Source organism: Schaalia sp. 19OD2882, assembly GCF_018986735.1.
Taxonomy (GTDB): Bacteria; Actinomycetota; Actinomycetes; order Actinomycetales; family Actinomycetaceae; genus Pauljensenia.
Genome location: NZ_CP065521.1, coordinates 1,142,473 through 1,169,164 on the forward strand (window position 1 = coordinate 1,142,473; position 26,692 = coordinate 1,169,164).

22 protein-coding genes and 5 tRNA genes are annotated in these 26,692 nt (G+C 67.4%); 21 read left to right on the plus strand and 6 right to left on the minus strand.

Annotated elements, in window-relative coordinates:
- Nucleotides 1–11 precede the first annotated feature (11 nt).
- From I6B53_RS05065 to glgX, 3 genes are read right to left on the minus strand one after another with little or no spacing between them, the layout of a single operon-like run.
- Nucleotides 12–1,253 (minus strand): HRDC domain-containing protein, encoded by a 1,242-nt coding sequence (locus I6B53_RS05065; RefSeq protein ID WP_216765143.1) that lies wholly within the window; start codon nt 1,251–1,253, stop codon nt 12–14.
- The gene (locus tag I6B53_RS05070) at nt 1,253–1,837 is read right to left on the minus strand and encodes a DUF3000 domain-containing protein (protein ID WP_216765144.1); all 585 of its coding nucleotides are present in this window, start codon (nt 1,835–1,837) and stop codon (nt 1,253–1,255) included. Before I6B53_RS05070 ends, I6B53_RS05065 begins: the two co-directional genes overlap by 1 nt.
- A 25-nt stretch (nt 1,838–1,862) precedes the next feature.
- On the minus strand, nt 1,863–3,974 hold the full coding sequence (glgX, locus tag I6B53_RS05075) for a glycogen debranching protein GlgX (protein ID WP_216765145.1): 2,112 nt from the start codon (nt 3,972–3,974) through the stop codon (nt 1,863–1,865).
- 199 nt (nt 3,975–4,173) lie between these two features.
- Between glgX and I6B53_RS05080 the strand changes: the two genes are divergently transcribed.
- The 12 genes from I6B53_RS05080 to I6B53_RS05135 all read left to right on the plus strand — a co-directional run bounded on the left by I6B53_RS05080 (nt 4,174) and on the right by I6B53_RS05135 (nt 13,531).
- Nucleotides 4,174–4,246: transfer RNA gene (locus tag I6B53_RS05080), tRNA-Gly, on the plus strand.
- A 1-nt stretch (nt 4,247) separates the two neighbouring features.
- Nucleotides 4,248–4,319 (plus strand) — tRNA-Val (locus I6B53_RS05085).
- A gap of 59 nt (nt 4,320–4,378) precedes the next feature.
- Nucleotides 4,379–4,451, plus strand: a tRNA-Gly gene (locus I6B53_RS05090).
- A 39-nt stretch (nt 4,452–4,490) separates the two neighbouring features.
- Nucleotides 4,491–4,561: transfer RNA gene (locus I6B53_RS05095), tRNA-Cys, on the plus strand.
- A 1-nt stretch (nt 4,562) separates the two neighbouring features.
- Nucleotides 4,563–4,637: transfer RNA gene (locus I6B53_RS05100), tRNA-Val, on the plus strand.
- 209 nt (nt 4,638–4,846) lie between these two features.
- Nucleotides 4,847–5,809, plus strand: coding sequence for a substrate-binding domain-containing protein (locus I6B53_RS05105; protein WP_216765146.1), 963 nt, complete (start codon nt 4,847–4,849; stop codon nt 5,807–5,809).
- Between the two features lie 27 nt (nt 5,810–5,836).
- Nucleotides 5,837–7,354: a sugar ABC transporter ATP-binding protein gene (locus I6B53_RS05110; RefSeq protein WP_216765147.1), complete on the plus strand. Its 1,518-nt coding sequence runs from the start codon at nt 5,837–5,839 to the stop codon at nt 7,352–7,354.
- A gap of 11 nt (nt 7,355–7,365) precedes the next feature.
- A complete protein-coding gene (locus I6B53_RS05115) occupies nt 7,366–8,352 on the plus strand; it encodes a ribose ABC transporter permease (protein ID WP_216765148.1) in 987 nt (328 codons plus the stop codon).
- A gap of 94 nt (nt 8,353–8,446) precedes the next feature.
- Nucleotides 8,447–9,694 carry a carboxylate--amine ligase gene (locus tag I6B53_RS05120; RefSeq protein WP_216765149.1) on the plus strand — a complete coding sequence of 416 codons (1,248 nt, stop codon included), beginning with the start codon at nt 8,447–8,449 and terminating at the stop codon, nt 9,692–9,694.
- A 24-nt stretch (nt 9,695–9,718) separates the two neighbouring features.
- Nucleotides 9,719–10,735: a GNAT family N-acetyltransferase gene (locus I6B53_RS05125; protein WP_216765150.1), complete on the plus strand. Its 1,017-nt coding sequence runs from the start codon at nt 9,719–9,721 to the stop codon at nt 10,733–10,735.
- A 197-nt stretch (nt 10,736–10,932) separates the two neighbouring features.
- Nucleotides 10,933–12,972 carry a threonine--tRNA ligase gene (gene thrS / locus I6B53_RS05130; protein ID WP_216765151.1) on the plus strand — a complete coding sequence of 680 codons (2,040 nt, stop codon included), beginning with the start codon at nt 10,933–10,935 and terminating at the stop codon, nt 12,970–12,972.
- Entirely contained in the window at nt 12,965–13,531 is a 567-nt protein-coding gene (locus tag I6B53_RS05135; protein ID WP_216765152.1) for an HIT domain-containing protein, read from the plus strand. The genes thrS and I6B53_RS05135 overlap by 8 nt, the downstream gene beginning before the upstream one ends.
- A gap of 197 nt (nt 13,532–13,728) precedes the next feature.
- Here the strand turns inward: I6B53_RS05135 and I6B53_RS05140 are convergent, their stop codons facing one another.
- Nucleotides 13,729–13,908, minus strand: a complete 180-nt coding sequence (locus I6B53_RS05140) for a hypothetical protein (protein ID WP_216765153.1) — start codon at nt 13,906–13,908, stop codon at nt 13,729–13,731.
- Nucleotides 13,909–13,926: 18 nt separating this feature from the next.
- Between I6B53_RS05140 and I6B53_RS11080 the strand changes: the two genes are divergently transcribed.
- Both I6B53_RS11080 and I6B53_RS05145 read left to right on the plus strand, forming a co-directional pair.
- Nucleotides 13,927–15,120, plus strand: coding sequence for a PrsW family intramembrane metalloprotease (locus I6B53_RS11080; protein ID WP_253953979.1), 1,194 nt, complete (start codon nt 13,927–13,929; stop codon nt 15,118–15,120).
- Nucleotides 15,117–15,701 carry an NUDIX hydrolase gene (locus tag I6B53_RS05145; protein WP_253953980.1) on the plus strand — a complete coding sequence of 195 codons (585 nt, stop codon included), beginning with the start codon at nt 15,117–15,119 and terminating at the stop codon, nt 15,699–15,701. Before I6B53_RS11080 ends, I6B53_RS05145 begins: the two co-directional genes overlap by 4 nt.
- A gap of 40 nt (nt 15,702–15,741) precedes the next feature.
- On the opposite strand, the gene serB is transcribed toward I6B53_RS05145, so the two are convergent.
- Together serB and I6B53_RS05155 are read right to left on the minus strand one after the other, a co-directional pair.
- Nucleotides 15,742–16,389 carry a phosphoserine phosphatase SerB gene (gene serB, locus I6B53_RS05150; RefSeq protein ID WP_216765349.1) on the minus strand — a complete coding sequence of 216 codons (648 nt, stop codon included), beginning with the start codon at nt 16,387–16,389 and terminating at the stop codon, nt 15,742–15,744.
- A gap of 215 nt (nt 16,390–16,604) precedes the next feature.
- Nucleotides 16,605–17,843: a glucose-1-phosphate adenylyltransferase gene (locus I6B53_RS05155; RefSeq protein ID WP_216765155.1), complete on the minus strand. Its 1,239-nt coding sequence runs from the start codon at nt 17,841–17,843 to the stop codon at nt 16,605–16,607.
- Between the two features lie 208 nt (nt 17,844–18,051).
- Between I6B53_RS05155 and glgA the strand changes: the two genes are divergently transcribed.
- The 7 genes from glgA to I6B53_RS05190 all read left to right on the plus strand — a co-directional run bounded on the left by glgA (nt 18,052) and on the right by I6B53_RS05190 (nt 26,623).
- Nucleotides 18,052–19,275: a glycogen synthase gene (glgA, locus tag I6B53_RS05160; RefSeq protein WP_216765156.1), complete on the plus strand. Its 1,224-nt coding sequence runs from the start codon at nt 18,052–18,054 to the stop codon at nt 19,273–19,275.
- A gap of 68 nt (nt 19,276–19,343) precedes the next feature.
- Entirely contained in the window at nt 19,344–20,141 is a 798-nt protein-coding gene (locus tag I6B53_RS05165; protein ID WP_216765157.1) for an ABC transporter ATP-binding protein, read from the plus strand.
- Between the two features lie 31 nt (nt 20,142–20,172).
- A complete protein-coding gene (locus tag I6B53_RS05170) occupies nt 20,173–20,631 on the plus strand; it encodes an NfeD family protein (protein ID WP_216765158.1) in 459 nt (152 codons plus the stop codon).
- A gap of 60 nt (nt 20,632–20,691) precedes the next feature.
- Complete coding sequence (locus tag I6B53_RS05175) at nt 20,692–21,576, plus strand: SPFH domain-containing protein (RefSeq protein ID WP_216765159.1); 885 nt, start codon at nt 20,692–20,694, stop codon at nt 21,574–21,576.
- An 85-nt stretch (nt 21,577–21,661) separates the two neighbouring features.
- Entirely contained in the window at nt 21,662–22,996 is a 1,335-nt protein-coding gene (locus I6B53_RS05180) for a glutamine synthetase family protein (RefSeq protein ID WP_216765160.1), read from the plus strand.
- Nucleotides 22,996–25,935 (plus strand): bifunctional [glutamine synthetase] adenylyltransferase/[glutamine synthetase]-adenylyl-L-tyrosine phosphorylase, encoded by a 2,940-nt coding sequence (locus tag I6B53_RS05185; RefSeq protein ID WP_216765161.1) that lies wholly within the window; start codon nt 22,996–22,998, stop codon nt 25,933–25,935. The genes I6B53_RS05180 and I6B53_RS05185 overlap by 1 nt, the downstream gene beginning before the upstream one ends.
- On the plus strand, nt 25,916–26,623 hold the full coding sequence (locus I6B53_RS05190) for a histidine phosphatase family protein (RefSeq protein ID WP_216765162.1): 708 nt from the start codon (nt 25,916–25,918) through the stop codon (nt 26,621–26,623). The genes I6B53_RS05185 and I6B53_RS05190 overlap by 20 nt, the downstream gene beginning before the upstream one ends.
- Nucleotides 26,624–26,692: the final 69 nt, after the last annotated feature.

A 26,692-nucleotide genomic window follows, 5' to 3' on the forward strand; every position in this document is an offset into this window, starting at 1 on the left:
CAGCGTGCCCGTCAGGACAGGGCATCGGCCAGCGCGCCCGCCACAAGTCGCTTCTGCCACTGCCTGGCGTCCGACTCGTCCAGGCGTGCGGCCACTGCCCGGGTCAGTGCAATGGAGGGGTCCAGTGGCGCCCAGGCCACCCACCGCTGCACCTTGGGTTCCAGGAGCACCTCCTGGGCAATCCCGAGGGTCTCGGCCCGCCGCGAGATCGCGCCGCGCACCGCTTGCAGGCGCGCGTGGGCTTCGGGATCGATGCGCTGCCAATTGCGTGCCTGAGGTACGGCGCCGCGCGGTGCGGGTGAGCGTTTGGGGGGAAGGTCGTCCTCGTCCATGGTGACGGCGCGGTTGATCGCGCGCAGCCACACGTCGACGTGGGTGCGGGCCACGGGGGAGCGGAACTCGCCGAAGGAGAGCAGGGCGCGTCGGTTGCGCGGCGGCTGTTGGGCGGCGCGCACCAGGGCCTGGGAGCGGACCAGGCGCCCGGGTGCCAGGTCGATCCTGCGGGCCACGTCCTCACGTGCCTCCCACAATTCGCGCAGCACCGCCAACTCACGCCGTGAGGTGATCTTCGAGGCTCCGGGCAGCAGGCGCCAGCGGTCGACCTTCGGCGCCGGGGCTGCCATGTGCAGGACGTGGTCGAATTCCTCGGTGGCCCATTCCCACCGGTCCAGGTCGTGCAGACGCATGGCCAAGCGTCTGCGGGCCTCGGTGAGCAACTCGACGTCCAAGGCCGCGTAGCGGAGCCAGTCCTTTGGCAGGGGACGCACCGACCAATTCGCCGCCTGGTGGTCCTTGACCAGTGCCAGGCCCAGGACCTGTTCACACACTGCCGCCAAGCCGAATCTGTCGAGTCCGACCAGTCGTGCCGCAAGCTCCGTGTCGAAGAGGTCGGTGGTGTCCAATCCCACCTGTCGCAGGTTCGGCAGGTCCTGGGAAGCCGAGTGGAGGATCCACGTACCCGACAGGGCCGGGCCGAGCAGGCGGAGGTCGGGAAGGGCGTGCGTGTCGACCAGGACGGTGCCCACGTCCTCGCGTCGGATCTGCACCAAGTACGGGTCCGATCCGTAGCGGAATCCTTGGGCGCGTTCGACGTCGAGGGCGACGGGTGCGCTTGCGCGGGCAAGAACGTGGGCGGCTTCCGCGAGGTCCTCCGGTGAGTCGACGACATGCGGTATGCCGTCGCGGGGGGTGTGGACGAGGACCGGATCGTCGGTGTCGCCGGTCGGAAGACCGCCGAGGTTGTCGACGATCATCAGCCGATGCCCTCCAGGAAGGTCGTTGCCAAAGCGCCTGAGCTGCGACACATGAGGTCGGCCCAGGCGTTGAGGTGTTCACCGATCCACGGGGTGTTCGGTGTCCAGGAAGCGCGCAGCTCCACATGCATGGTGGCTCCACGCAGTTCCAGGCCGCCGAAGGACTCGGAGAGTTCCCGAGTCACGGTCCCTGTGAGGTCGTGGAAGCCGGCGCCGGCTTCCTCGAGGCAGTCATGGGCCCAGTTCCACACCCCTCGAGGAAGGATGGGGTCCTCACCCATTTCGGGTTCTATCTGCGAACGAAGCTGCGCGACCAGACGGAACTCACCATTCCATCCGGGTTGTCCCTCGGGGTCGTACAGGACGACGAAACGTCCCGAGGACCGGGGTTGGGAGTGGTCTTCGGCAATGGTTCGCAACGCGAGCGCCGCCGTCCACGGTGCCAGCCTCGTCGGGGAGGGCACTTCCTCATACTGCACCAAGGGATTCGTTGCGGCCTCGCGCAGGCTGTAGAGGGCTGTGATGAAGTCCTCCGGCGGCTCTGGCACGGTCACCCTTCCACAGTAGATGTGTTGGGCATCCATTGTGCGCAGACGCGCCGTCGGAAATTCATTGACCCTGCGGATTGAGCAGGATGAGGCTCGTGCGAGCGGGCACTCGGATGGCCTCGCCCTCTTGGTGTGTGGAGGTGTCGGAGTCGTCGGCCGTGTTGACGACCGTGTGCCAGGTGAGCCCGTACTGCGAATGGGGCAGGACGAAATCGACCGGCTCGGGGGCGGCATTGAGCAGCAGCAGGAAGTCGTCGTCGTGGATCGGACGGCCGTGACGATCCGGCTCCTGGATGGCGGCGCCGTTGTAGAAGACCATGGTCGAGCGCGCCCAGGGCTGGTTCCACTGTTCCTCGGTCATGTGGCTGCCGTCCGGGCTGAACCATTCGACCTCGGACAGGTCGGACTCTCCGCCCCGCTGGGCGGCGCCCTTGAAGAAGCGGCGCCTGCGCATCACCGGATGGTCGCGTCGCAGTTGCAGCAGGCGTCCGGTGAACTCCAGCAGGGCCTGGCGCTCTTCGTCCAGGTTCCAGTCCACCCAGGAGATCTCGTTGTCCTGGCAGTAGGAGTTGTTGTTGCCCTGCTGCGTGCGGGCCAACTCGTCCCCGTGGCAGATCATGGGCACACCCTGGCTGAATATGAGGGTCGTGAGGAAGTTGCGGTGTTGGCGTGCCCTCAGGGCGCGAATCTGCGGATCCTCGGTCGGCCCTTCGGCACCGCAGTTCCACGACCTGTTGTGGGACTCCCCGTCGGCGTTTCCTTCGCCGTTGGCCTCGTTGTGCTTCTCGTTGTAGGAGACCAGGTCGTGCATGGTGAAACCGTCGTGGGCGGTGACGAAGTTGATTGAGGCCATGGGGCGGCGTCCGGTGTGCTCGTAGAGGTCTGCCGAGCCGGCAAGTCGTGAGGCGAACTGGGGCAGGGATGAGAACTCTCCGCGCCAGAAGTCACGCACGGTGTCGCGGTACTTCCCGTTCCACTCCGTCCACAGGGGAGGGAATCCTCCGACCTGGTAGCCGCCGTCGCCGATGTCCCATGGCTCGGCGATGAGCTTGACCTGGCTGACCACGGGATCCTGCTGGATGAGGTCGAAGAAGGCGGACAGGCGGGAGACCTCGGCGAATTGGCGCGCCAAGGTCGATGCCAGGTCGAAGCGGAACCCGTCGACGTGCATGTCGGTGACCCAGTAGCGCAGCGAATCCATGATGAGCTGCAGGACGTGAGGGTTGGACATGAGCAGTGAATTGCCGGTGCCGGTGGTGTCGAAGTAGTGCTGCCGGTCGCCCTCGACCAGCCGGTAGTAGGAGCTGTTGTCGATGCCCTTGAAGGACAGCGTCGGGCCCATGTGGTTGCCCTCGGCGGTGTGGTTGTAGACGACGTCGAGGATGACCTCTATGCCGGCGTCGTGCAGTGCCTTGACCATCGCCTTGAACTCGCGGACCTGGCCGCCGCACTCGCCCGAGGAGGAGTAGGCGTTGTGTGGTGCGAAGAAACCGATGGTGTTGTACCCCCAGTAGTTCGACAGGCCGCGTCCCTGCAGGACGGGGTCGTTGACGAACTGGTGGACGGGCATGAGCTCGATGGTGGTCACGCCCAGCTTCTTCAGGTGGGCGATCGTCGCGGGATGGCCGATGCCGGCATAGGTGCCGCGCAGCTCCTCGGGGATGTCGGGGTGGCGCATCGTCAGGCCCTTGACGTGGGCCTCGTAGATGATCGATTCGGAGTAGTCCAGGCCGGGGGAGCGGTCCGAGCCCCAGTCGAAGTAGGGGTTGATGACGACGCCCAGCAGGGTGTCGGCGGCCGAGTCCTCTTCGTTGCGGCGCGAGGGGTCGACCAGGTCGTGCGAGTACAGGGTCGACGAGGTCGTCACCTGGCCGGTGATCGCCTTGGCGTAGGGGTCCAGGAGCAGCTTCGACGGATCGCAGCGGTGTCCCTGGGCGGGGTCGTGGGGGCCGTGCACCCGGAATCCGTAGCGCTGCCCGGCGGTGACTTCCGGCAGATAGGCGTGCCAGACGAATCCGTCGACCTCGGTCAGGTCGATGCGGGTCTCATTGCGGTCGGCGTCAAGGAGACACAATTCCACCCGAGTGGCCACGGAGGAGTAGATCGCGAAGTTGGTGCCGCGTCCGTCGAAGGTCGCGCCGAGGGGGTAGGGCTTTCCAGGCCAGATTTGCATGGGAACAGCGTGCCACGTGCGGGCCCGTCCGTCATCGGATCCGGCGCGTCGAGATGGTCGGCCACCACCGGGGCAACGTCGACTTGTGCGTGCAGTGCCGGGCGAGGCTCATGCTTGTGAGCCGAGTCGCACGACCTCGTTTCGACTCGGAGGCAAAGTCCTGCTAGGCTTCCATCCGTTCCCGAGAGGGAAACGCAACGCGGATGTGGCTCAGTTGGTAGAGCATCACCTTGCCAAGGTGAGGGTCGCGGGTTCGAGTCCCGTCATCCGCTCGGGCGATTGGCGCAGCGGTAGCGCGCTTCCCTGACACGGAAGAGGTCACTGGTTCGAACCCAGTATCGCCCACGGCCACGCCGGTCCGCCGGTGTGGTGGGGCCTCGGCCCCGGCCGCAATGCGGTCTGACGCGGATGTGGCTCAGTTGGTAGAGCATCACCTTGCCAAGGTGAGGGTCGCGGGTTCGAGTCCCGTCATCCGCTCGGTCTCCTACCGGGTCCACCGGATCCCGGACGGACCGTGGTGGGTTGGCCGAGAGGCGAGGCAGCGGCCTGCAAAGCCGTACACACGGGTTCGAATCCCGTACCCACCTCGGGCGATTGGCGCAGGGGTAGCGCGCTTCCTTCACACGGAAGAGGTCACTGGTTCGATCCCAGTATCGCCCACCACGGATCACGCCGTCCCTTCGGGGGCGGCGTTCGTGTTTCATCCTCACTGGCCGCTGGTCCCGGCATGCCCGGGCCCGCCCTGAGATCATTTCGGATGCAAAAAGTTCAAGAGCTGGACAAATCTCCCTCGGCCGCAATAGTCTGCGACCAGCTCACCGACGAGCTGGCCCACGCCCGCACGACACGGGCGAGACAACCGAGGAGGCACGATGAGATTTTCTCCGATGATCGCGATCCCACTGGCCGCAGCAACTTTCCTCGCCCTGGCGGCGTGCACGACAGGTGATGAAGCCTCCAGCGGCGCCGCAGGCGCTGGAGGGGGCGGCAAGGTGGAGAAGGTCGGGCTCATGCTCCAGGACATCTCCAACCCGTTCTTCGCCGCCATGCAGACACGCATGCAGGAAGAAGCCGAAGCCAAAGGCTTCGACCTCAACGTCCAGGACGGACGCCAGGACCTGGGCACCCAGAACGACCAGATCGACGCGATGATCCAGCAACAGGTGGACCTCATCCTCATCAACGCCGTGGACTCGGAGGGAATCGGCTCGGCAGTGGCACGCGCCAAGGCGGCAGGTATCGTCGTCGTCGCCGTGGACGTAGACGCCTCGGGTGCGGACGCCGCCGTCACCACCGACAACGTCCTGGCCGGCAAACAGTCCTGTGAGGCGCTGGTCGACAAGATCGGCGGAAAGGGCAACATCCTCGTCATCGAAGGCACACCGACCAGCGCCCCGCAGGACCGCGTCAAAGGCTGCGACGAGGTCCTCAAGGCACACCCGGACATCAAGGTCGTGGCCCGACAGGCAGGAAAGAACGACCGGGCAAGCGGCCTCGACCTGGCCACTGACATGCTCACCGCCAACAAGGACGTCGTCGGCATCTTCGCCATCAACGACCCTGAAGCCCTGGGCGCCGACCTGGCGGTGCAGCAGGCCGGACGCACCGGCATCACCATCACCGGAGTGGACGCCTCACCCGAGGCGGTCATCGCCCTGAAGGACGCCAAGTCGAATCTGTGGGCCACCCCCGCCCAGGACCCGGGCGGCATGGCCGTCAAGGCCTTCGAGGTCGGGACCCAGATCGTCCAGGGCAACCCGCCCAAGGACCGGGTCACCCTGTTGGAGCCGAAGCTCGTCACCAGGGACACCGTCAACGACTACAAGGGCTGGTGAGCCCGGCGACACCAAGGGGGGCACGCGATGGGCGAGAGGCGTCCACTGCTGGCCGCACACGGTCTGAGCAAGAGATTCGGCGCCACCCAGGCGCTCGACCGTGTCGACTTCGAGCTGAGATCGGGTGAGGTCCATGCGCTCATGGGCGAGAACGGCGCAGGCAAGTCCACCCTCATGAAGATCGTGTCGGGAAACTACCCTCCCGACGCCGGCGAGATCCTCCTGGAAGGCCGTCCCCTGGTCATGGCGTCGCCTCGCGACGCCATGACCGCCGGCATCGGCATCATCCACCAGGAACTCAACACCTTCCCGGAAATGACGGTGGCCGAGAACCTCGCCATCGGGCGCGAGCCCTCGCGCCTGGGAGTCCTCGACCGCAGGCGACTCCTACGCGAGGCCGCCGAGAAACTTGAGCGTGTCGGCGCGGACATCGACCCGCGCGAACGCGTCGGTGCGCTCAGCGTCGGCATGCAGCAGATGGTCGAGATCGCCCGGGCAGTGGCCGAAGACGTCAAGGTCCTCGTCCTCGACGAGCCCACCGCGGCCCTGTCGGCCCAGGAATCAGAACACCTCTTCGCCCTCGTACGCGAGATGCGGGCCAGCGGAATGGGACTCATCTACATCTCCCACCGCATGGAGGAGGTGTGGGAACTCTCCGACCGCGTCACCGTCCTGCGCGACGGCAAGTACGTGGGTACCCGGGACATGTCGCCGGACGCACCCGAAGGCGCGACCCCCGGCGAGATCGTCCGGATGATGGTGGGCCGCGAAGTCGAGGACCTGTACGTGCGCTCAAGGCGCAGCATCGGCCGGGTTCGGGCCGAGGTCGAGAACCTGACCGACGGGGCAGGAATCGGTCCGGTGTCCTTCGAGATCCGCTCCGGTGAGGTCGTTTCGATGGTGGGCCTCATCGGGGCCGGCCGCACGGAGGTCGGCCGCCTGATCATGGGAGCCGACCGCAAGGCCGGCGGCACGGTGCGGATCGACGGGGGCGAGGTCGAGTGCGCAAACCCTCGCGACGGCATCCGCCACGGCATGGGCATGTTGCCCGAGTCACGCAAGGACCAGGCCCTGTTCCTTGAGATGAGCGTGCGTGACAACACCGTGATCTCGACCCTGCGGGAGAACTCGCACATGGGCGTCCTCGACCTGGGATGCATCCGAAAGGTCGTGGGGGACAAGTTCGCCGAACTCAATGTGCGCACCGCCTCCCAGCACGCCAAGGCCCGCTCCCTGTCGGGCGGAAACCAGCAAAAGCTCGTCCTTGCCAGGCTTCTCCTGGAACGCCCCAGCCTCATGATCCTCGACGAACCCACCCGAGGGGTCGACATCGGGGCAAAGAGCGAGATCTACCGGATCATCTTCGAGGCGGCGGCGGCCGGCACTGCCGTCCTCGTCATCTCCTCGGACCTGCCGGAGGCCCTGGGGATCAGCGACCGACTCCTCGTCATGCGGGAAGGGCGCATCGTCGCCGAGCTGGACGGCGCCGAGGCCAGCGAAGAACGGGTCATGGAACACGCCACCGGCGTGCACGACAGCCAATGAGAGGATTCACGATGAGCGCAGCCACAGCACCCGCACCGACCTCGTCAGGTGGGGGCGGGGCCAGGGGATTCGTCTACTGGTGGGACAAGATCGGCATCTTCGCGGTCCTCCTGGTCCTCGTCCTGGTCATGTCCTTCCTTGCCGACAACTTCCTCACCTTCGACAACGGACTCAATGTCGCCAGGTCGGTCTCCATCAACGCGATCCTGGCCGCCGGCATGACGATGATCATCATCACCGCCGGCATCGACCTGTCCGTCGGCTCGATCCTGGCCGTGGCCGGGGTGGCGGGCGTCCTGGCCCACACCGCGGGAATGCCGGTCCTGGTCTCCGTCCTGGCGGGACTTGCGGCAGGAGCCCTGGCCGGGTTCGTCAACGGGGCACTGATCGCGTGGTTGGCGCTGCCGGCCTTCATCGTCACCCTCGGGTCGATGACCTACCTGCGTGGCACCGCGTACTCGCTGCTCAACGGTCAGCCACTCATCGCCAACGACCTCAGCTACCGGGGGATGGGCAACGGTGCCGTGGCCGCGATCCCGACCCCGGTGGTCCTCATGGTCCTGGTCTACGCGTTCATGTGGTTCCTTCTCGAACGCACGACCTTCAGCAGACACGTCTACGCCGTGGGCGGGAACCCTGAGGCGGCGCGTCTGGCCGGCATCAATGTCAAGTCCGTCCTCGTGAAGGTCTACTCGATCGCGGGAGTGACCACAGGACTTGCCGGACTGATCTTCTCCGCCCGCGTCCTTTCCGCCCAACCCAGGGCGGGTGAAGGCTACGAGTTGGACGCCATTGCGGCCGTCGTCCTGGGCGGCACATCGCTTGCCGGGGGACGAGGGCGGATCCTCGGAACCCTGGTCGGTGCTCTCATCATCGGGGTGCTCACCAACGGCCTGGTGCTCATGAACGTTCCCTTCTTCTACCAGCTGGTCATCAAGGGTGTCGTCATCGTCCTGGCCATCGCCCTGGACTCACTGCGGCGAGTCGGGAACAGTTGAGAGGCGCCGCCACAGGGCGACGGCCCCTGTGACCCGAGCCCGGGTCGCCACCTGCCGCTAGGCTTGTCCAGCGAACACAGACAGGTGGTGACCCATGACTTCGAGCTCCCAGAGCGTGCTTCCCGTCGTCCTCGGTGGTGACGCAGGCGTGTACGGCATCGGCAGGTGCTTCCACGAAGCCCTCGGCGGACGGTCCCTGTGCCTGTCCTCCGCGCCGGTGAGAATCATCGAACGCTCGGCGATCTTCGACGTCCACAGGATTGCGGACAGGGCCACCGACGACCAGCTGCTCGCCGAGCTCCTGGGAATCGCCGCCGCACACCCCGACAGGCGTCTCGTGCTCATGGCCAACCACGACCTGCACTCCGTGTTCGTCGCACGAAACCGGCAGGCGTTGGAGGCCCACTACGCCCTGCCCTTCCCCTCCATGGAAGTCATCGAAACCCTGACCGACAAGGCCGGATTCGCCCGGGCCTGCAAGGAACAGGGCATCGCCACCCCCGCCACTGTCGTCGTCGACATGCGCGGGGCGGACCAGGCCGACTGGACGGCGCCCGAGGTCCCCTTCGACTTCCCCGTCGTCGCAAAGGCCTCCAGAGGTGACGCCTACGACCAGGTGGAGTTCGAGGGCAAACGCAAGATCTGGTTCATCGAGTCCCGCGACGAACTCGACCGACTCTGGAAGGACCTGCGCCAAGCCGGATTCCGTGACTCCTTCCTCGTCCAGGAGCTCATCCCCGGGGACAACACGGCGATGCGCTCGCTGACCGCCTACGTCGACTCCGCCGGAGAAGTGACCCTCATCGGTTCGGCCCGCGTCCTGCTGGAGGACCACGCCCCCACGATGATCGGCAACCCCGTGGCAATGATCACCGAAGCCTTCCCCGCGCTGTGGGACGATGCCCGCCGTCTGCTCACCAGCTCCGGGTACCGGGGCTTCGCCAACTTCGACGTCAAGGTCGACCCGCGCGACGGACGTGCCGTCTTCTTCGAGGTCAACCCCCGCATCGGCCGGAACAACTGGTACATGAGCGCCGCCGGACACAACCCCGTGGTGCCGATGATGGCGGACCTGGTCGACGGGCGGCGGATCGCCCCGCAGGAGGTGCGCGAAGAGGTCCTGTACTCGATGGTCCCCGACTCGCTGCTGCTCCACTACCTGCGCGAACCAGGGCTTGCTCAGCGTGTGCGCTCCTTGGTGTCCACGGGTCGACGTTTCGATCCCCTCATGTACCGTGAGGACAAGGACCCCCTGCGTGAACTCACCGTGCGCCTGCAACGACTCAACCACGTGCGAAAGTTCCGCCGCTACTACCCCGAGCCCACCGACCGGTCCTACTGACCAGGACCCCGCTGAGAGGACCCCATGACCGAGACGCGACTCGTCGCCATCGACGCCGAAGCCATGCGCATCGCCGCCGCCGGCGTCGTGCCCCTTCCCGTCGAACAGTCCGCCCCGTGGGAGGCCTTCGAAGCCTCACGAGGCAACCCCCTGTGGGGACGCTTCGAATGGGTGGAGGACGGCAAACGACTGGCTCTCATCGCCTTGTACGTCCACCGGGTCAGGGGAGTGAAGTACCTGTGGGCCAAGTGGGGACCGGTGTGGCTCAAGGAAGCCTCCCCTCAACGCGAGGCGGCGCTGCGCGCCGACCTGCTGGCCCACGTGCGAGCCACGGACTCCTCGATCGCATTCGTGCGCCTGCACGCGTGGTACTCCGCCCCCGACCTGCACGACGTCCTGCAGACCATCACCTATGACCGCACCTACGTCATCGACACCGGCAAGGGCGACGAGGGCGCCGTCCTGGCGGCCATGACCAATGACGGACGACGTACGGTGCGCAAGGGCCTGAAGAACATGGACAAGGTCGGGGCCCGCGTCCTGGAGGAGACCGAGGCCGCCGCCGCGGACTTCTCCGAGCACTGGGCGGTCCTGGCCGAGACCGCCGAGCGGGACGGCTTCCATCCGCATGAGCAGCGGGTCTACGAGGAGTTGCTGCGCACGATGGGTCCGGCCCACGCCCGGGTCTTCTCCGTGCGGGACGAGGACGGAACCCTGTTGTGTTGGGACCTGGTCCTGGTCAATGACCGGCGGGCACAGGCCGAGTACGGGGCCTCGACGGAGGCGGCGCGGCGCATGGCCGCTCCCATCGTCCTCGACTTCAAGGTGGCTGCCCTGTTGGGGGCGGAGAAGGTCGACGGGCTGGACCTCATGGGCGCCCATTCGCCGCGCGTGCCGGAGTTGTACAGCGTGGGCAAGTACAAGTCGCGCTTCGCGCAGCACCACACGGATGTTCCCGGAGGCTGGGAGATGGCCGTGCGTGGGGCGACCTACAGTGCCTTGCGCGCAGCCGCTGAGTTGAAGAAGAGAATCGGGCGCTGACTCCTCCGGGAACCCCGGGCCCCCGACGGCGGTGGCGTGACCTCAAGGCGGCTCGCGTCGGCGACCTCGAAGAGCTCTCGGAGCGAGGACAGAGGCCGCTATTCGACGGCCGAGCCCTCTCGGGCCGCATTGTCGGGGCCCCGCGTGCGGGCGGTAGCATTGGGGCGACCGTGTCCGAGCGACCAGAGGAGCCCGACGTGCCCACCATTGACGTCACCATCGACCAGAGCCCACGGACCCTGGAGGCGGGCACCACTGGCCAGACGGTGTACGAGGGCGCCAAGGACGTCGTTGCCATGAAGGTGGACGGCGCCCCATGGGACCTCTTCCGTGAGATCCCCGCAGGCGCCCAGGTCGAGGCCATCACCCTGGACAGTGAGGAGGGGCTGCAGATCCTGCGCCACTCGACCACACATGTCATGGCCCAGGCCGTCCAAGAGCTCTACCCGGAGGTCAACCTGGGCATCGGCCCCTTCATCACCGACGGCTTCTACTACGACTTCGGCAACATCGACGCCGTCACCCCGCAGATGCTGCGTGAGATCGAAAAACGCATGAAGCGCATCGTCAAGGAGGGACAGACCTTCCGTCGCCGCGCGGTCAGCGAGGAGGAGGCCCGCGCCGAACTGGCCGACCAGCCCTACAAGCTCGAACTGGTCCTCTCCAAGGGCAAGGGAGCCGAAGGCGCCTCGGTCGAGGTCGGCGCCGGGGGCCTGACCGTCTACGACAATGTCCGCAAGGACGGCACCATTGCGTGGTCCGACCTTTGCCGCGGCCCGCACCTGCCCAGCACCCGCCTCATCGGCAACGGTTTCGCCCTGACGAAGTCCTCGGCCGCCTACTGGAAGGGCGATCAGGCGGGCGACCAGTTGCAGCGCATCTACGGCACCGCATGGGCCACCAAGGACGACCTCGTCGCCCACCAGAACCGCATCAAGGAGGCCGAACGCCGCGACCACCGACGCCTGGGAACCGAACTGGATCTGTTCAGCTTTCCCGAGGAGATCGGCCCCGGCCTCGTCCTCTTCCACCCCAAGGGCGCGATCGTGCGCCACGAGATCGAGAAGTACGTCATCGAACGCCACCTGGAATACGGCTTCGACTTCGTCCACACGCCCGAGATCTCCAAGGGCGGACTCTTCCACACCTCGGGTCACCTGCCCTACTACGCGGACACGATGTTCCCGCCGATGCTTGCCGACGAGGAACGTGACGAGGACGGCAACATCACCAAGGCCGGCCAGGAGTACTACCTCAAGGCCATGAACTGCCCGATGCACAACCTCATCTTCCGCTCACGCGGACGCTCCTACCGGGAGCTTCCGGCCCGCTACTTCGAGATGGGCCACGACTACCGCTACGAGAAGTCGGGAGTGGTCCACGGCCTGACCCGCATGCGTGGATTCACCCAGGACGACTCGCACACGTACTGCACCCCCGAGCAGGCGGGCGAGGAGATCCGCAAGCAGATCGACTTCTTCTTGTCGATCCTGTCCGCATTCGGCCTCAAGGACTTCCACCTGGAGCTGTCCACCCGCGACGAGGACGGGAAGAAGAAGGACAAGTTCATCGGCTCCGACGAGGACTGGAGCAGTGCCACCAAGGCGTTGGAGGAGGCCTGCGCGGCCACCGGACTGGACCTGGTTCCAGACCCGGGCGGCGCAGCCTTCTACGGTCCCAAGGTGTCGGTGCAGGTCAAGGACGCGATCGGACGCACGTGGCAGATGTCGACCGTCCAGTACGACTTCAACCAGCCGGAGCGTTTCGACCTGGAGTACACGGCGACCGACGGAACCCACAAGCGTCCGGTCATGATCCACTCCGCGAAACTCGGCTCCGTCGAGCGCTTCATCGGAGTCCTCACGGAGCACTATGCGGGAGCCTTCCCCGCGTGGCTCGCCCCCGTCCAGGTGCGTCTGGTGCCGGTGGCGGAGGCCTTCGACTCCTACTGCGAGGACGTGGCCGCCAAGCTGCGCGCAAAGGGTCTGCGCGTCGAGGTCGACCTGTCGGATGATCGTTTCGGCAAGAAGATTCGCAACGCCTCCAAGGACAAGATCCCCTTCACCCTCATTGCCGGCGGCGAGGACGCCGAGGCCGGCGCGGTCTCCTTCCGCTTCCGTGACGGCTCGCAGCTCAACGGGGTCCCCGTCGACCGGGCCGTGGAGCGCATCGCCCGCCACGTGGCCGATCGCGTGAACGAGGACCACTTCGCTCAGGCCGCCGAGGCGGATGACTGACATGACCCAGGACGCCCTGCCCGTCGAGGACTCCCGCACCATTGCGGGGGTCCCCGACGCCTTCGGGCGCTTCTGGACCCCGTACCGGATGGTCTACATCCACGGGGAGGCCAAACCCGGTGACGCCAGCGTGGAACAGTGCCCCTTCTGCGCGGCGCCCGGTCGGGGTGACCAGGACGGTCTGCTGGTCCACCGGGGAACCACCGCATTCGTCCTCATGAATCTCTTCCCCTACAACTCGGGACATCTTCTGGTGTGCCCCTACCGGCACGTGAGTGACTGGACGGAACTGACCCAGGCAGAGCGCATCGAGGTGGGGGAACTGACCGCCACCGCCATGCGGGTCCTGCGCGAGGTCGCCCAACCCCACGGTTTCAACCTCGGTATGAACCAGGGCGAGGTCGCAGGCGCAGGTATTGCCGCCCACCTGCACCAACACATCGTTCCCCGGTGGGCGGGGGACGCCAATTTCCTGCCGATCATCGCCCGCACCAAGGCCGTTCCCGAGCTGCTCGAGGACGCCAGACAGCGCCTGTGGGCAGCCTGGCCCCATCGGTGAGACACTGATACGGCTTCCCGGACTCGGGAAGCCGCACACCCGCCAGGCGGGTGCACCCCAATGCCGCGCAGGCGCTCCGCTTCGTCGACGCAGGAAGGTCGAGAATGTACCCAACGGGTCCCGCCCCCCAGCAGCCGCAACACCCCGGCTACATGTCCCCGCAGGGGCAGGCGGATCCGCGCGGGTTCCAGTACCCGTCACACACCGTCCAGCCACATGCGGGCGCCGGTGCAGCCGGAGCCCAGTACGGCGGGCGTGGCCACATGGGGGGCGGGCAACCCGGCCACACCCAACCTGCGGTCCCACACCCGCATCATGTGCAGGTTGGCCAGCCCCTCCAACAGCCCCACCACATGGCGCGCCAAGGGGCTGCACACGCCCCTCGGTACGCGACGGTGCAGCAGGCACCGCCCGCCCGGACGGCGCCCTCCTACGCGGTGCCACGGAGCCGCTCGCGGATCGCCGCATTCGAGATCGTCGTCCTCATCGTCTCGACGATCGGCTTCCTGCTCATGGTCGGTCTCATCTTCGTCTCGGGCGGGGGCCTTTTCGGCACCCCGATCATGGCGATCCTCGCGCTGCCCTCCCTCCTGATCGTCATGGCGACCTTCCACTTCATCGACCGCTGGGAGATCGAGCCCCTGTGGACCCGCTTGGCCTCACTGGCGTGGGGAGCAGGAGTGGCGACCGTCGGTGCGCTCATCGTCAACCAGATCGGTGGCTTCATCACCTTGGTCACCACTGGAGACCAGGCCCTGACCTCCGTCATCACCGCATCAGTCGTCGCACCACTGTCCGAGGAGTCCCTCAAGGGCCTTGTCGTCCTCATCCTCGTCCTGGTGCGCAGGCACCAGTTCCAGAGCTACCTGGACGGCGTCCTGCACGCCGGTCTGGTCGCCGCAGGCTTCGCCTTCACCGAGAACATCCTCTACTTCGTCAACTCCGCAGGCCAGGGCGGCGTGGAAGGAGTCGCCGTCACCGTGTTCCTGCGAGGGGTCATGAGCCCCTTCCTGCACCCCATGGCGACGAGCATGATCGGGCTGGCCCTGGGCTGGGCCGTCACACGGATGCCGTCACGACACGCATGGGTGTGGATGGCGCCAATCGGCTGGTTCGCCGCAGTGTCGATCCACGGCCTGTGGAACCTCCTGGCGTCGGTCCTTCCCGACATCGGCGTGTGGTTCATCGTCTACGCGGTGGTCCAGGTGCCCCTCTTCGCCGTGTGGATGACGGCACTCATCATGGCATCCAACCGGGAGGCCAAACACATCGCCGTCGGCTTGGGACCCTATGTCGCCTCCGGATGGATGCTGCCCGCCGAAGTTGCCATGGCGACCAACGGCGCCCAGCGCCGAGGCGCCCTGCGCTGGGCCCGCACCGGCGGACCCGCCGCGCGCAAGGCCATGGCGAGCTTCCTCAACATCGCCTGCGGGCTGGGCCTCGACCAGGTCGTCATGTCGCGCCTGGGGCCCGATGCCAAGCGCATCGAGTCGAATCAGGCCGCCCTGGTCGAATTGTGCCTGGCACGCCAGACCTACCTGCGCGCCACCGGCACGAGGATCGACGCGAATGGAACGGTCTTCCGGTGAGCCCACACGACGAAACCGCCGGGCGGGAAATCGAGGAAGCCCTCAGCGCCCTCGGACCCGAATGGCCCCTCGACCAGGACGGTTACCCGCACAGGGAAGCCGCCAGGGTCGTCCTCTTCGACCGGGCCGGCCGCCTGCTGCTCGCCCGCGGACACGACGCCGCCCAACCCGGACGCTCCTGGTGGTTCACCATCGGAGGCGGTCTCGTCCCCGGAGAGGACCCCCGCGCAGGCGCAGTGCGCGAACTCCAGGAGGAAACCGGCCTGCACGTGCCTCCCGAAGAGCTGGAGGGGCCGGTCCTCTTCCGCAAGGCCACCTTCGACTTCCTCACGGTGACCGCCCGCCAGGAGGAGTGGTTCTTCGTGGCGCGCCTTGACACTTGGGCACCCGACACCCATGACGAGGGGTGGACGGACCTCGAACGGGACGTCATCGACGAACAGCGGTGGTGGGACCTCGACGACTTGGCCGCATTGTCCGCCCGGGCCGAGGTCTACCCCCGTGGCCTGGTCGCCATGGCCCGCCAATGGAGCCGTGGGTGGGACGGGGTCCTGGACGTCGTCGAGGAAACGTCGATCTGAATCGGGCTGCGTCCACATGCGCCTCCGAGGCGCGAGCCCGTCACAGCCAGGCGGCGCTCACCGCGTCCAGCCGCTGCACCGCCAGGCGGAAGGGCACCTGCGCGCTCACGGCGGGCTTGGCCATGAAGGCGACTCCCAATCCCGCACTGTGCAGCATGGGCACGTCATTCGCGCCGTCGCCCACGGCGATGACCCGCTCGGGTCCCACGCCATGCATTGCGGCCCACTCGCGCAGCTTGGCGACCTTCGTGTCCGAGGTGACGATCTCACCGAGGAGGCGACCGGTGAGGACGCCGCCTGCGACCTCCAGTCGGTTGGCCACATGGTGGTCGATGCCCATCCGCTCGCACAGTGGAGCGACCACCTCTTCGAAACCTCCGGAGACCACCCCGAAGTGTCCGCCCAGGGAGTGGACCAGGTCGACCAGACGCTGAGCGCCCGGACTCGGGCGGATCTGCTCCAGGACCTCGGTGAAGACCGTGCTCGGAACCCCTGCCAGGGTGGCGACCCTGCGCCGCAGTGACTGGGCGAAGTCGAGCTCCCCGTTCATCGCCCGCACAGTGAGTGCAGCGACCTCGGCGCGGGTGCCTGCGTGCTCGGCAAGTTCCTCGATGACCTCTTCCTGGATCAGGGTCGAGTCCACGTCAGTGACGACCAGGGCGGGCCCGCCTTCCAGGTCGGCGGGCACAGCCGCGGGGGCGTCGAGTCCGACCTTCGCGAAGGCGTCCGCGAGGACCTGCTGCTCGACGGCTCGGCCCGCAGCAGGGCGGGGCTCGCACACGAGCGCCGTCCACGACGGGCAGGAGGGCAGGTGGGGTCCGTCGATGCGACGGATCCCCCATCCCGGGGCCACGAGGGCCGGAATGGGGGAACCATCGGTGACGAGGACGAAGCGGCGGGGGCTCACTTCGTCACGATCGCGCTCTTGGGCACGACGGTGATGCCGGACTCGGTGACCGTGTACCCGCGCGCGAGATCGTGCTCGAGGTCGACACCCACCGAGGCGCCTTCCTCCACGACGACACTCTTGTCGAGGATCGCCTTGGCCACGGTCGCATTTCGTCCGACCCTGGTCCCGTGCATGACCACCGAGTCGGTCACCCGCGCCCAGGAGTGGATGTATGCCCACGGGGAGATGATCGAGTGGTAGACCTCACCGCCAGAGACGATTGCGCCAGGAGAGACGAAGGAGTCGACGGCATGTCCCATGCGCGAGTGTTCGGATCCGTAGACGAACTTGGCGGGAGGCAGCGACCCCTCCAACTGGGTCATCGTCGGCCACTTCGTGTTGTACAGGTTGAACACCGGGTGGACGCTGATCAGGTCCATGTTCGCCTCGTAGTAGGCGTCCAAGCTGCCGACGTCACGCCAGTAGTTCCTGTCGCGTTCGGTGGATCCGGGAACGTCGTTGTCCTTGAAGTCGTAGACGCCGCAGCCACCGCGGGCCACGAACCACGGCACGATGTTCCCGCCCATGTCGTGCTTGGAGGACTCGTCGGCGGCGTCTTCGCGCAGGGCCGCAATGAGGTCCTTCGTCGTGAAGACGTAGTTGCCCATGGACGCCAACACCTTCGTCGGGTCGTCGTCCAGGCCGTCGGCCTGGACGGGCTTTTCGAAGAAGTTCTTCACGACACCGTTCTCGGCGTCGATGACACCCAGCGCCGGCGCCAACTCGATCGGCTGGCGGATGCCCGCCACCGTGCAGGGCAGTCCAGAGGCGATGTGGTGGTCGACCATCTGCGAGAAGTCCATGCGGTAGATGTTGTCGGCGCCGATGATGACGATGTAGTCGGGCTGTTCGTCGTCGACGATGTTCAACGACTGGTAGATGGCGTCGGCACTGCCCAGGTACCAGTGCGGGCCTCGACGCTGCTGGGCGGGCACGGGTGCCACGAAGTTGCCCAGCAGCGGCGACATGTACCACGTCTTGGTCACGTGCCGATCCAGCGAGTGCGACTTGTACTGGGTGAGGACGACCACCCGCATGTAGCCGGAGTTGACGATGTTCGACAGGGCGAAGTCGATGAGGCGGTAGTGCCCTCCGAAGGGCACTGCGGGCTTGGCCCTGTCCACGGTCAGCGGCATGAGCCGCTTGCCCTCTCCGCCAGCGAGCACGATCGCGAGTACGTGGTTCTTTGCCATGTGGTCCACAGTACGTGTCGACAGTGCCCGCGCGGACGGAAATGGACGCGCAAGTGCACCCCACCGGCCCGCAATTGCGCACCGGGGCCCACTCGGAGTGTCGCGCGGGTCTCGAATGGTGACGAGGACCGGGCAGAACCTGTCGAAGGCCGGACGTGGAGAGCCGTTCACACTAGGCTCAGCAGCACGATCGACGGAAGGATCCCTCATGCGCATCGACCTGCTCACCCGCGAGTACCCGCCACATGTCTACGGAGGCGCCGGAGTCCACGTGACCGAACTCGCCAAGGTCCTGCGGCCCTTGGTCGAGGAGGTGCGGGTCCAGTGCTTCGACGGCCCGCGAGAGCCGGGCACGGAGGGCGCCGATCCGGGCGTGGTGGGCCACGCCGACCTGGCCGAACTGGCCGGCGCCAACGCCACCGTGCGGACGATGGGAGTGGACCTGTCCATCGCTGCGGCCACCGAGGGCACCGACCTCGTCCATTCCCACACGTGGTACGCGAACTTCGCCGGACACATGTCCTCCCTGTTGCACGGTGTGCCCCACGTCGTCTCCGCCCACTCGCTGGAACCCCTTCGCCCCTGGAAGGCCGAGCAGCTCGGCGGCGGCTACGCGGTCTCCTCGTGGATCGAACGCACCGCCTACGAGGCGGCCTCGGCCATCGTCGCCGTGTCCAACGGCATGAAGCAGGACATCCTGCGCTGCTACCCGGCAGTGGACCCCGACCGGGTCCACGTCATCCACAACGGCATCGACCTGTCCCAGTGGAGGGCCCCGGAGGGTGAGGAGGGCGCCGAGCTTCAGGCTCGGGTCCTGGCCGACAACGGCATCGACCCGAACCGGCGCACCGTCGTCTTCGTCGGCCGGATCACCCGCCAGAAGGGTCTGCCCCACTTCCTGCGCGCCGCACGCATGCTGCCCGAGGACGTGCAGGTGGTCCTGTGTGCCGGGGCCCCCGACACCCCGGAGATCGCCGAAGAGGTGGACGGCCTGGTCGCGCGCCTGCGCGAGGAGCGTTCCGGGGTCGTCCTCATCACCCGGATGCTTCCGCGTGCGGAGCTGACCTGCGTACTGGACGCCGCCGACGTGTTCATCACCCCCTCCGTCTACGAGCCCCTCGGCATCGTCAACCTCGAGGCGATGGCACTCGGCCTGCCGGTGGTCGGCACCGCCACCGGAGGGATCCCGGACGTGATCGTCGACGGCGAGACCGGCTACCTGGTCCCCATCGACCAGGTCCAGGACGGCACCGGCACCCCCTTGGACCCGGATCGATTCGAGAAGGACATGGCCGAGCGCCTCATCGCCGTCCTCGACGACCCGGAGACCGCCGCCCGCATGGGAGCGGCGGGCCTTGCCAGGGCTCGCGAGCTCTTCTCGTGGGAGGCGATCGGAGCGCGGACCGCGGACCTGTACCGCTCCCTCGTGTGAAGCGGTCGTGCGGCCGGGTCCGCGCTGCACGGCGCGCCGCTGACGGGGCGTGCGGCTAGACTGTGGTCATGACGACAGTTCTCGAGGTCAGCGGCGTGACCTTGGCAAAGGGCGGACATCGGATCCTCGACGACGTCTCGTGGCACACCCATGAGGGGCAGCACTGGGTGGTCCTCGGACCCAACGGTGCCGGCAAGTCGTCCTTGGTCAGAGTGGCCACCGGACGCGACCTGCCCACCACGGGCTCGGTGCGCGTGTGCGGCAATGACACGAAGACGGCGGACCGTGCAGAGCTGGGTTCGGTGGTCGGCTTCGCCTCCCACACCTTGGCACAGAGGATCCGCCCCTCGCTGCGCGTCCTCGACGTGGTGCGCACTGCGGCCTGGGGTGCTTCGGAGGCGTGGGACCAGACCTACGAGGGCGTCGACGACGATCGTGCAGCGGCCCTGCTCGATGCCTTCGGTGTCACCGAGTTCGGACAGCGTCGCTTCTCGAGCCTGTCGGAGGGGGAGCGTCAGCGGGTTCTCCTGGCGCGCGCCCTGATGACCGATCCGGAGGTCCTCGTCCTGGACGAGCCCACTTCGGGGCTGGATCTCGGGGCGCGCGAGGTCCTCGTGCGCGCCCTGTCGGAGATCGTCGCTGGGCCAACGGCCCCCCAGGTCGTTCTCGTCACCCACCAGATCGAGGAGATCCCACCCGGATTCACCCACGCCCTGGTCATGACCCAGGGGCGGGTCCACGCCGCCGGGCCCCTCGACGAGGTCGTCACCGGCGTCAACCTGTCCGCTGCCTTCGACCTGCCCTTGTCCGCCGGGAGCACCGACGGGCGCTGGTGGGCCAGAGCAGTGGACGTGCCCCGGAACTGAAGACGACACAAGCAGAGCAGGAGCAGAGACAATGGCATGGTTCTGGTGGGTCCTGGCCGCCGTGGCCCTGGGCGTCATCGAGGTGCTCAGCGTCGACCTCATCTTCCTCATGTTCGGCATCGGTGCCTTGGCTGCGGCCCTGGCCTCGGCCCTCGGTGCCCCTTTGTGGGTGCAGGTCGGAGTCTTCGCAGTGGTCTCACTGCTGCTCCTGTTCCTCGTGCGTCCGTGGGCGAAGTCCCATCTGGCCAGGTCGGTGCCCAATGTGCGCACGAACTCCCAGGGCCTGGTGGGTGAGGTCGCCGTCGTGCGCGACCGCGTGACCTCTTTGGAGGGCCGTGTCCTGCTGGCAGGTGAGGAGTGGAGCGCGCGAGCCGACCAGAACTGGGAGATCCCCGTGGGGACCCGTGTCAGGGTCCTCGCCATCGATGGTGCGACGGCAGTCGTGGGGCCTGTGGACACCCCTGTCGAACTGCCCGCGGACCGCTCCTGACACCCGTCTTCGACACAACCACCGGGCGCATCCGCCAAGGCGCCCGAGGAAAGGAAATCCATGGAACTCGGACCGGCGATCGCTGCCTTGGTGGGCATTGCCATCGCCTTCTTCGTCGTTGTCGTCATTGCCCGTGCGGTGCGTGTCGTGCCTCAGGGGCGTGCCCTCGTCATCGAGCGACTGGGCAAGTTCCACTCGGTCATGTACGCGGGCCTGCACTTGGTCGTGCCCTTCGTCGACCGCATTGCAAGTCGAGTCGACCTGCGTGAACAGGTGACGAGCTTCCCGCCGCAGCCCGTCATCACCGCCGACAACGTCGTGGTGTCCATCGACTCGGTCATCTACTACCAGGTGACCGACCCGATGCGCGCCACCTACGAGATCGCGAACTACATCCAGGCCATCGAACAGCTGACCATCACGACCCTGAGGAACGTCATCGGCTCTCTGGACCTCGAGCAGACCCTGACCAGCCGTGACCAGATCAACGGTCAACTGCGCGGCGTCCTCGACGAGGCGACCGGCCGTTGGGGCATCCGCGTGAACCGCGTCGAACTCAAGGCCATCGACCCACCGCCCTCGATCCAGCAGGCCATGGAACAGCAGCTGCGCGCCGAACGTGACAAGCGCGCGGCGATCCTGACTGCCGAAGGTGTCCGCCAGTCCCAGATCCTCCAGGCCGAGGGCGAGAAGCAGTCCGCGATCCTCAAGGCCGAAGGTCAGGCCCAAGCCGCGGTCACCCGGGCCACCGGTGACGCCCAGGCGATCCAGACGGTCTTCAACGCCATCCACGACGGCAACCCGACCCCGGAGCTTCTGAGCTACCAGTACCTGCAGATGCTTCCGCAGATCGCTCGGGGCGAGGCCTCGAAGGTGTGGGTCGTGCCCACCGAGCTCACTGCGGCCCTGGATGCCGTGGCCAAGGGCTTCAACCCGTCGAAGTGACCCCTCGCGAGCGCCCCGCCTCCCGTCGAGGCGGGGCGCCACCGTATCCTGAACGGGTCGAACGCCCCAGGGAAGGAGCCGGAGGATGGACCGTCAGCAAGAGCGCGTCATGCGAGAGGTCGCCGAACGCAACATCCGCTTCCTTCGTCTGTGGTTCACGGACGTGGCCGGAGTTCTCAAGGCAGTGGCCATGGACCCGGGACAACTGGAGGAGGCCTTCACCGAAGGCATCGGCTTCGACGGGTCGGCCATCGAGGGCCTGACCCGCGTGCACGAATCCGACATGCTGCTCAAACCTGACGCCTCGACCTTCGGGCTGCTTCCTTGGCGGGGAGACCAGGACCCTGTGGGCCGCATGTTCTGCGACGTGCTCACTCCCGACGGCATCGAGTCGCGCTCGGATCCGCGCGCCGCATTGGAGCGCGTCATCCAACGGGCCAAGGACATGGGTTTCACGGCGATGGTCCACCCCGAGATCGAGTTCTACCTCCTGTCCAAGCCCGTGACCTTCGAACGCCTGGTCCCTGTCGACCAGGCGGGCTACTTCGACCATGTCGCCCGTGGCGACGACAACGACTTCCGCCGCAAGGCGGTACGGATGCTGGAGGACATGGGAATCGCCGTCGAGTTCTCCCACCACGAGGGCGGCCCCGGACAGAACGAGATCGACCTGCGGGCCACTGATGCGCTGACGGCCGCCGACAACATCATGACGGCCCGGGTCGTCATCGAAGAAGCGGCCCTGCGCGAGGACATCGTCGCCACTTTCATGCCCAAACCCTTCATCGAACACCCCGGCTCGGGCATGCACACCCACATTTCCTTGTTCGAGGGCGACCAGAACGCTTTCTACGACCCTGCCGGTGAGCACCAGCTCTCCGCCACGGGACGCCATTTCATCGCCGGACTGCTCACGCATGCGCGCGCCATCTGCGCGGTGACCAACCAGCACGTGAACTCCTACAAACGCCTGTGGGGTGGGGGAGAAGCCCCCGCCCACGTGTCCTGGGGGCACAACAATGCCTCGGCCCTGGTTCGTGTTCCCCGGTACAAGCCGACCAAACGCAGCGCCGCCCGCCTGGAGTACCGTGCCCTGGACCCGGCCGCCAACCCCTACCTGGCCTTGGCCCTGTTGTTGGGTGCAGGCCTGGACGGCATCGACAAACGCATGGAACTCATGCCGGAGGCCGAGGACAACGTGTGGGCCCTGTCGGACCGGGAACGGCAGGTTCTCGGCATTGAAGCGCTGCCCTCCTCCCTGCACGAGGCGGTCAAGGACATGCGCGGCTCCGAATTGGTGGCCGCGACTCTGGGCGAGGAGATGTTCGACCACGTCCTGCGCGACAAGGAGCGCGAATGGAGGCGCTACCGCGAGCAGATCACCCCACGGGAGATCGCCCAGTTCATCAGGTTGCACTGATGGGCCCCACGCGCTCCGACCTGCGGGCAGCTGGCTTGGCCGATGCTGCGCGCGCCGAGGCCGACCTTGCCACTCTGCCCGGCGACGCCCACACGTGGCTGGGCGCCTTGGCGGCATCCGCAGACCCGGACCTCGCCCTGCTCCAATTGACCCGCCTCGGCGAGGCCGCCCCCACTGCGCTCCACGGTGTGGCCGAGGGCGATGTGGAGCAGCTGCGTGTCCTCGTGGGAGTGCTGGGCGCCTCCCGGTGGTTCGGTGACCATGTGGTGGCCGACGCCTCCCGCATCCCCGCCCTGTGGCAGGCGCGGGCCGACCTGCGCGCACAGATGCTCAGTGCGGTCCACGCGGATCCGAGCTCCCCGCTTCCGGTGGCAGGGCCCGGGACCGGCGCCGACGACTTGCGACGCGCCTACCGACGGCTCATGCTCGCCCACGTCGCCGAAGACCTGTGCAGCACGGACCCGGTGGCCCACATGACGACCATCGCCCGCGCAATGTCGGACCTTGCGGATGCGGCCCTCGAGGCGGGTCTTGCCCTGGCGCGGCGCGAGGTCGATCCGCAGGGGAGGGTGCGACTGGCGGTCATCGCCATGGGCAAGACGGGAGCCCGGGAACTCAACTACCTGTCCGACGTGGACGTCATGCACGTGGTCGAGGCCGCGAACCCGGAGGTGACCTCGGACAGGGAGGTCGTCGAAGTGGGCACGAGGCTGGCGGCAATGACCGCCCAGGCGTGCTCCGGTGCGGGCAGCGAGCAGCCCCTGTGGACGGTGGATGCGAATCTGCGCCCCGAGGGCCGGAACGGGGCTCTGGTCAGGACCCTCGACTCCTACCGCGCCTACTGGGAGAAGTGGGCCCAGACCTGGGAGTTCCAGGCGCTTCTCAAGGCCCGCCACTGCGCGGGCGATGGCGACCTCGGAAGACGCTTCGAGGAGGCAGCCGTGCCCCACGTGTGGACGGCGGCCGGGCGCCCGGGTTTCGTCGAGGACACCCGCGCCATGCGGGTGCGCGTCGAACAGAGCATTGCGCGCAAGGAGGTCGAACGCGAACTCAAACTGGGCAGGGGCGGGCTCCGCGATGTCGAGTTCACCGTGCAACTGCTCCAACTCGTCCACGGCCGCACCGATGAGAGCCTGCGGGTGCGCGACACAGTGGCGGCCATCGGCGCCCTCGGCTCGGGCGGATACGTGAGCCGCGAGGACGCCGCTGAACTCACCCGCTGCTACTGCTTCCTGCGCGCCGTCGAACACCGGGCCCAGGCCCGGCGCATGCGCCGCACGCACTTGGTGCCCACCGACGAGGCGGAATTGCGGGCGATGGGCCGTGCTCTCGGGCTGGGGGGCGCCGAAGGCTTCACGGAGGAACTTGCCAGGGTGCGCACTCGTGTGCGCTCCCTGCACGAGGACTTCTTCTACCGGCCGATCGTCGCCACCATCGCCAGCCTCACCCCGGGCGAGGCGGCCCTCGACCGCGAGGCGGCCAAGGACCGGCTGGCCGCCATCGGCTACGTGGACCCCGAAGGGGCACTCGGACACATCACGGCCCTCACCAAGGGCACCAGTCGACGGGCCGCCATCCAGCGTCACCTGCTTCCCGTGATCATCTCCTGGTTGGCGGACGGCGCCGACCCGGACTTGGGTCTGCTCGGATTCCGCGCCGTCTCCGAGACGATCGGAGAGTCCCACTGGTACCTCGGACTGCTGCGGGACTCGGGTGTGGCCGCAGCGCGCCTGTGTTCCCTGCTCCCCAATTCCCGATGGGTGCAGTCGGCCCTGTGCGACCTGCCCGAAGCCGTCAAGTGGCTGGATGACGACGCGCATCTGGAGGCGGTGCCGCTGCCGCGTCTGCGCAGTGAAGTCGCCGCCTTGGTCGGACGCCACCCGGAGACGGCCTCGGCGATCGGACGCGTGCGTTCCGTGCGTTCACGTGAGGTGACCCGCGCGGCGCTGGCCGACGCCCTGGGTGGGGTGAGTCCCTGGAGGCCGGCGATCTGCGCAGCCAATGACGTGGCCCTGGAGGGGGCGCTTGCCCTTGCGGAGAGGGAAGAGGCCAGTGCGCACGGCAGGGTGCGCGCACATGTGGCTCTGGTGGCCATGGGACGCCATGGGGGCTGCGAATCCTCCTACGCCTCCGACGCCGACGTCCTTTCGGTGCACCGCCCGGCTCATGGTGTGGACGAGGCCGAAGCCGCCGGAGCGGCCATCGCCATCGTCAACCGCGTCAAATCCCTCCTCTCGGGCGCCGGTGTGGGCCCGGCACTCAGCGTCGACATGGACCTGCGGCCGGAAGGGCGATCGGGTGCGATGTCGCGGACGGTGGAGTCCTACCGCGAGTACTACGGACGCTGGGCCTCACCGTGGGAGCGTCAGGCTCTGCTGCGCGCCCGGCCCGCTGCGGGGGACCCCCAGGTGTTGGAGGACTTCTTCGCCGTGGTCGACCCGGTGAGGTGGGGCAGGGCGCCTTCGTCGGAGGACCTGCGGGAGATCCGCCTGCTCAAGGCCCGCATGGAGACCGAACGCCTGCCGCGCGGCACGGAGCCCGCCCGCCACGTGAAGCTGGGGCCCGGGGGGCTCACCGACGTGGAGTGGGTGGTGCAGTTGCTGCAGATGCAGCACGCCCACGAGTTCCCCGAGCTACGGGTCACCTCGACCATGGAGGCACTGGATGCCTTGGTGGGCTGCGCCCTGGTGGCCTTTGACCATGCCGAGATCCTCAGAGGCGCGTGGGAGTTGGCCTCGCGCATCCGCGCCGGCAACGTCCTTGCGTCGGGTCGCACCTCCGGGGTGCGCCTGGACGTGCTTCCCCGCGAGGGGAAGGACCTGGTCCCGCTGGCACGGCTGCTGGGCCTGCCCTCGGGTGCCCAGGGGGTGCTCGAAGAAGACTGGTTGCGTCAGGCACGACGCTCGAGGGAGGTCATGGATGAACTCTTCTGGACCTGAGGGGATTCGCCTGGTCCTGGTCAGGCACGGCAGGACGTTGGCGAATGTGAGTGGGGCCCTGGACACGGCCCTGCCCGGTCTGCCCCTTGACGAGGTCGGGCGTGGGCAGGCTGCCCACCTTGCCCGAAGGTGGGTCCATGAGGTCGGACCCTTGCCGTCGGTCGTGGCAGTGTCCGCCTTGGAGCGTACGCGGATGACGGCGGCGCCCTTGGTCGCTGCCTCGGGGGCGAAGGCTTTCGTGCGTCACGGCATCCGGGAGGTCGTCTCGGGAGACATCGAGATGGACCTCGGGGAGGTTTCGGCCAGGCGCTACCACCGGACGGTGGCCGCGTGGGTGCGAGGCGATCTGTCGCGACGTATGCCCGGGGGCGAGGACGGACGGGAGGTTCTGGCTCGAGCCCTGCCTGTCGTGGCCGAGGTGGTGGCCGAGACCGCGCGTGGTGGGGGAGAGGTTGGGGTGATCGTCGCCCATGGTTCGCTGGTGCGTTTCCTGGCCTTCTCGCTGGCTCCGGGACTCGGGGCCGAGCGTGTGCTCGGCACGAAGTTGGAGAACACCGGTACGGCGTGTGTGGATGTGCCCGTCCACCTGGTCGGTGCGCCGGGGCAGGACCTGGGTGGGGCGTGCGTGCCCCTGTCGTGGAACGACATGTGGCTCGACCCCACTCGACAATCAACCTCTGAAGATTGATTTGGCAGAATCAAGCAATTACGCTTGATATGCTCTTCTCAAGCGCAGGCGACTGAGGGAAGCAGGTGC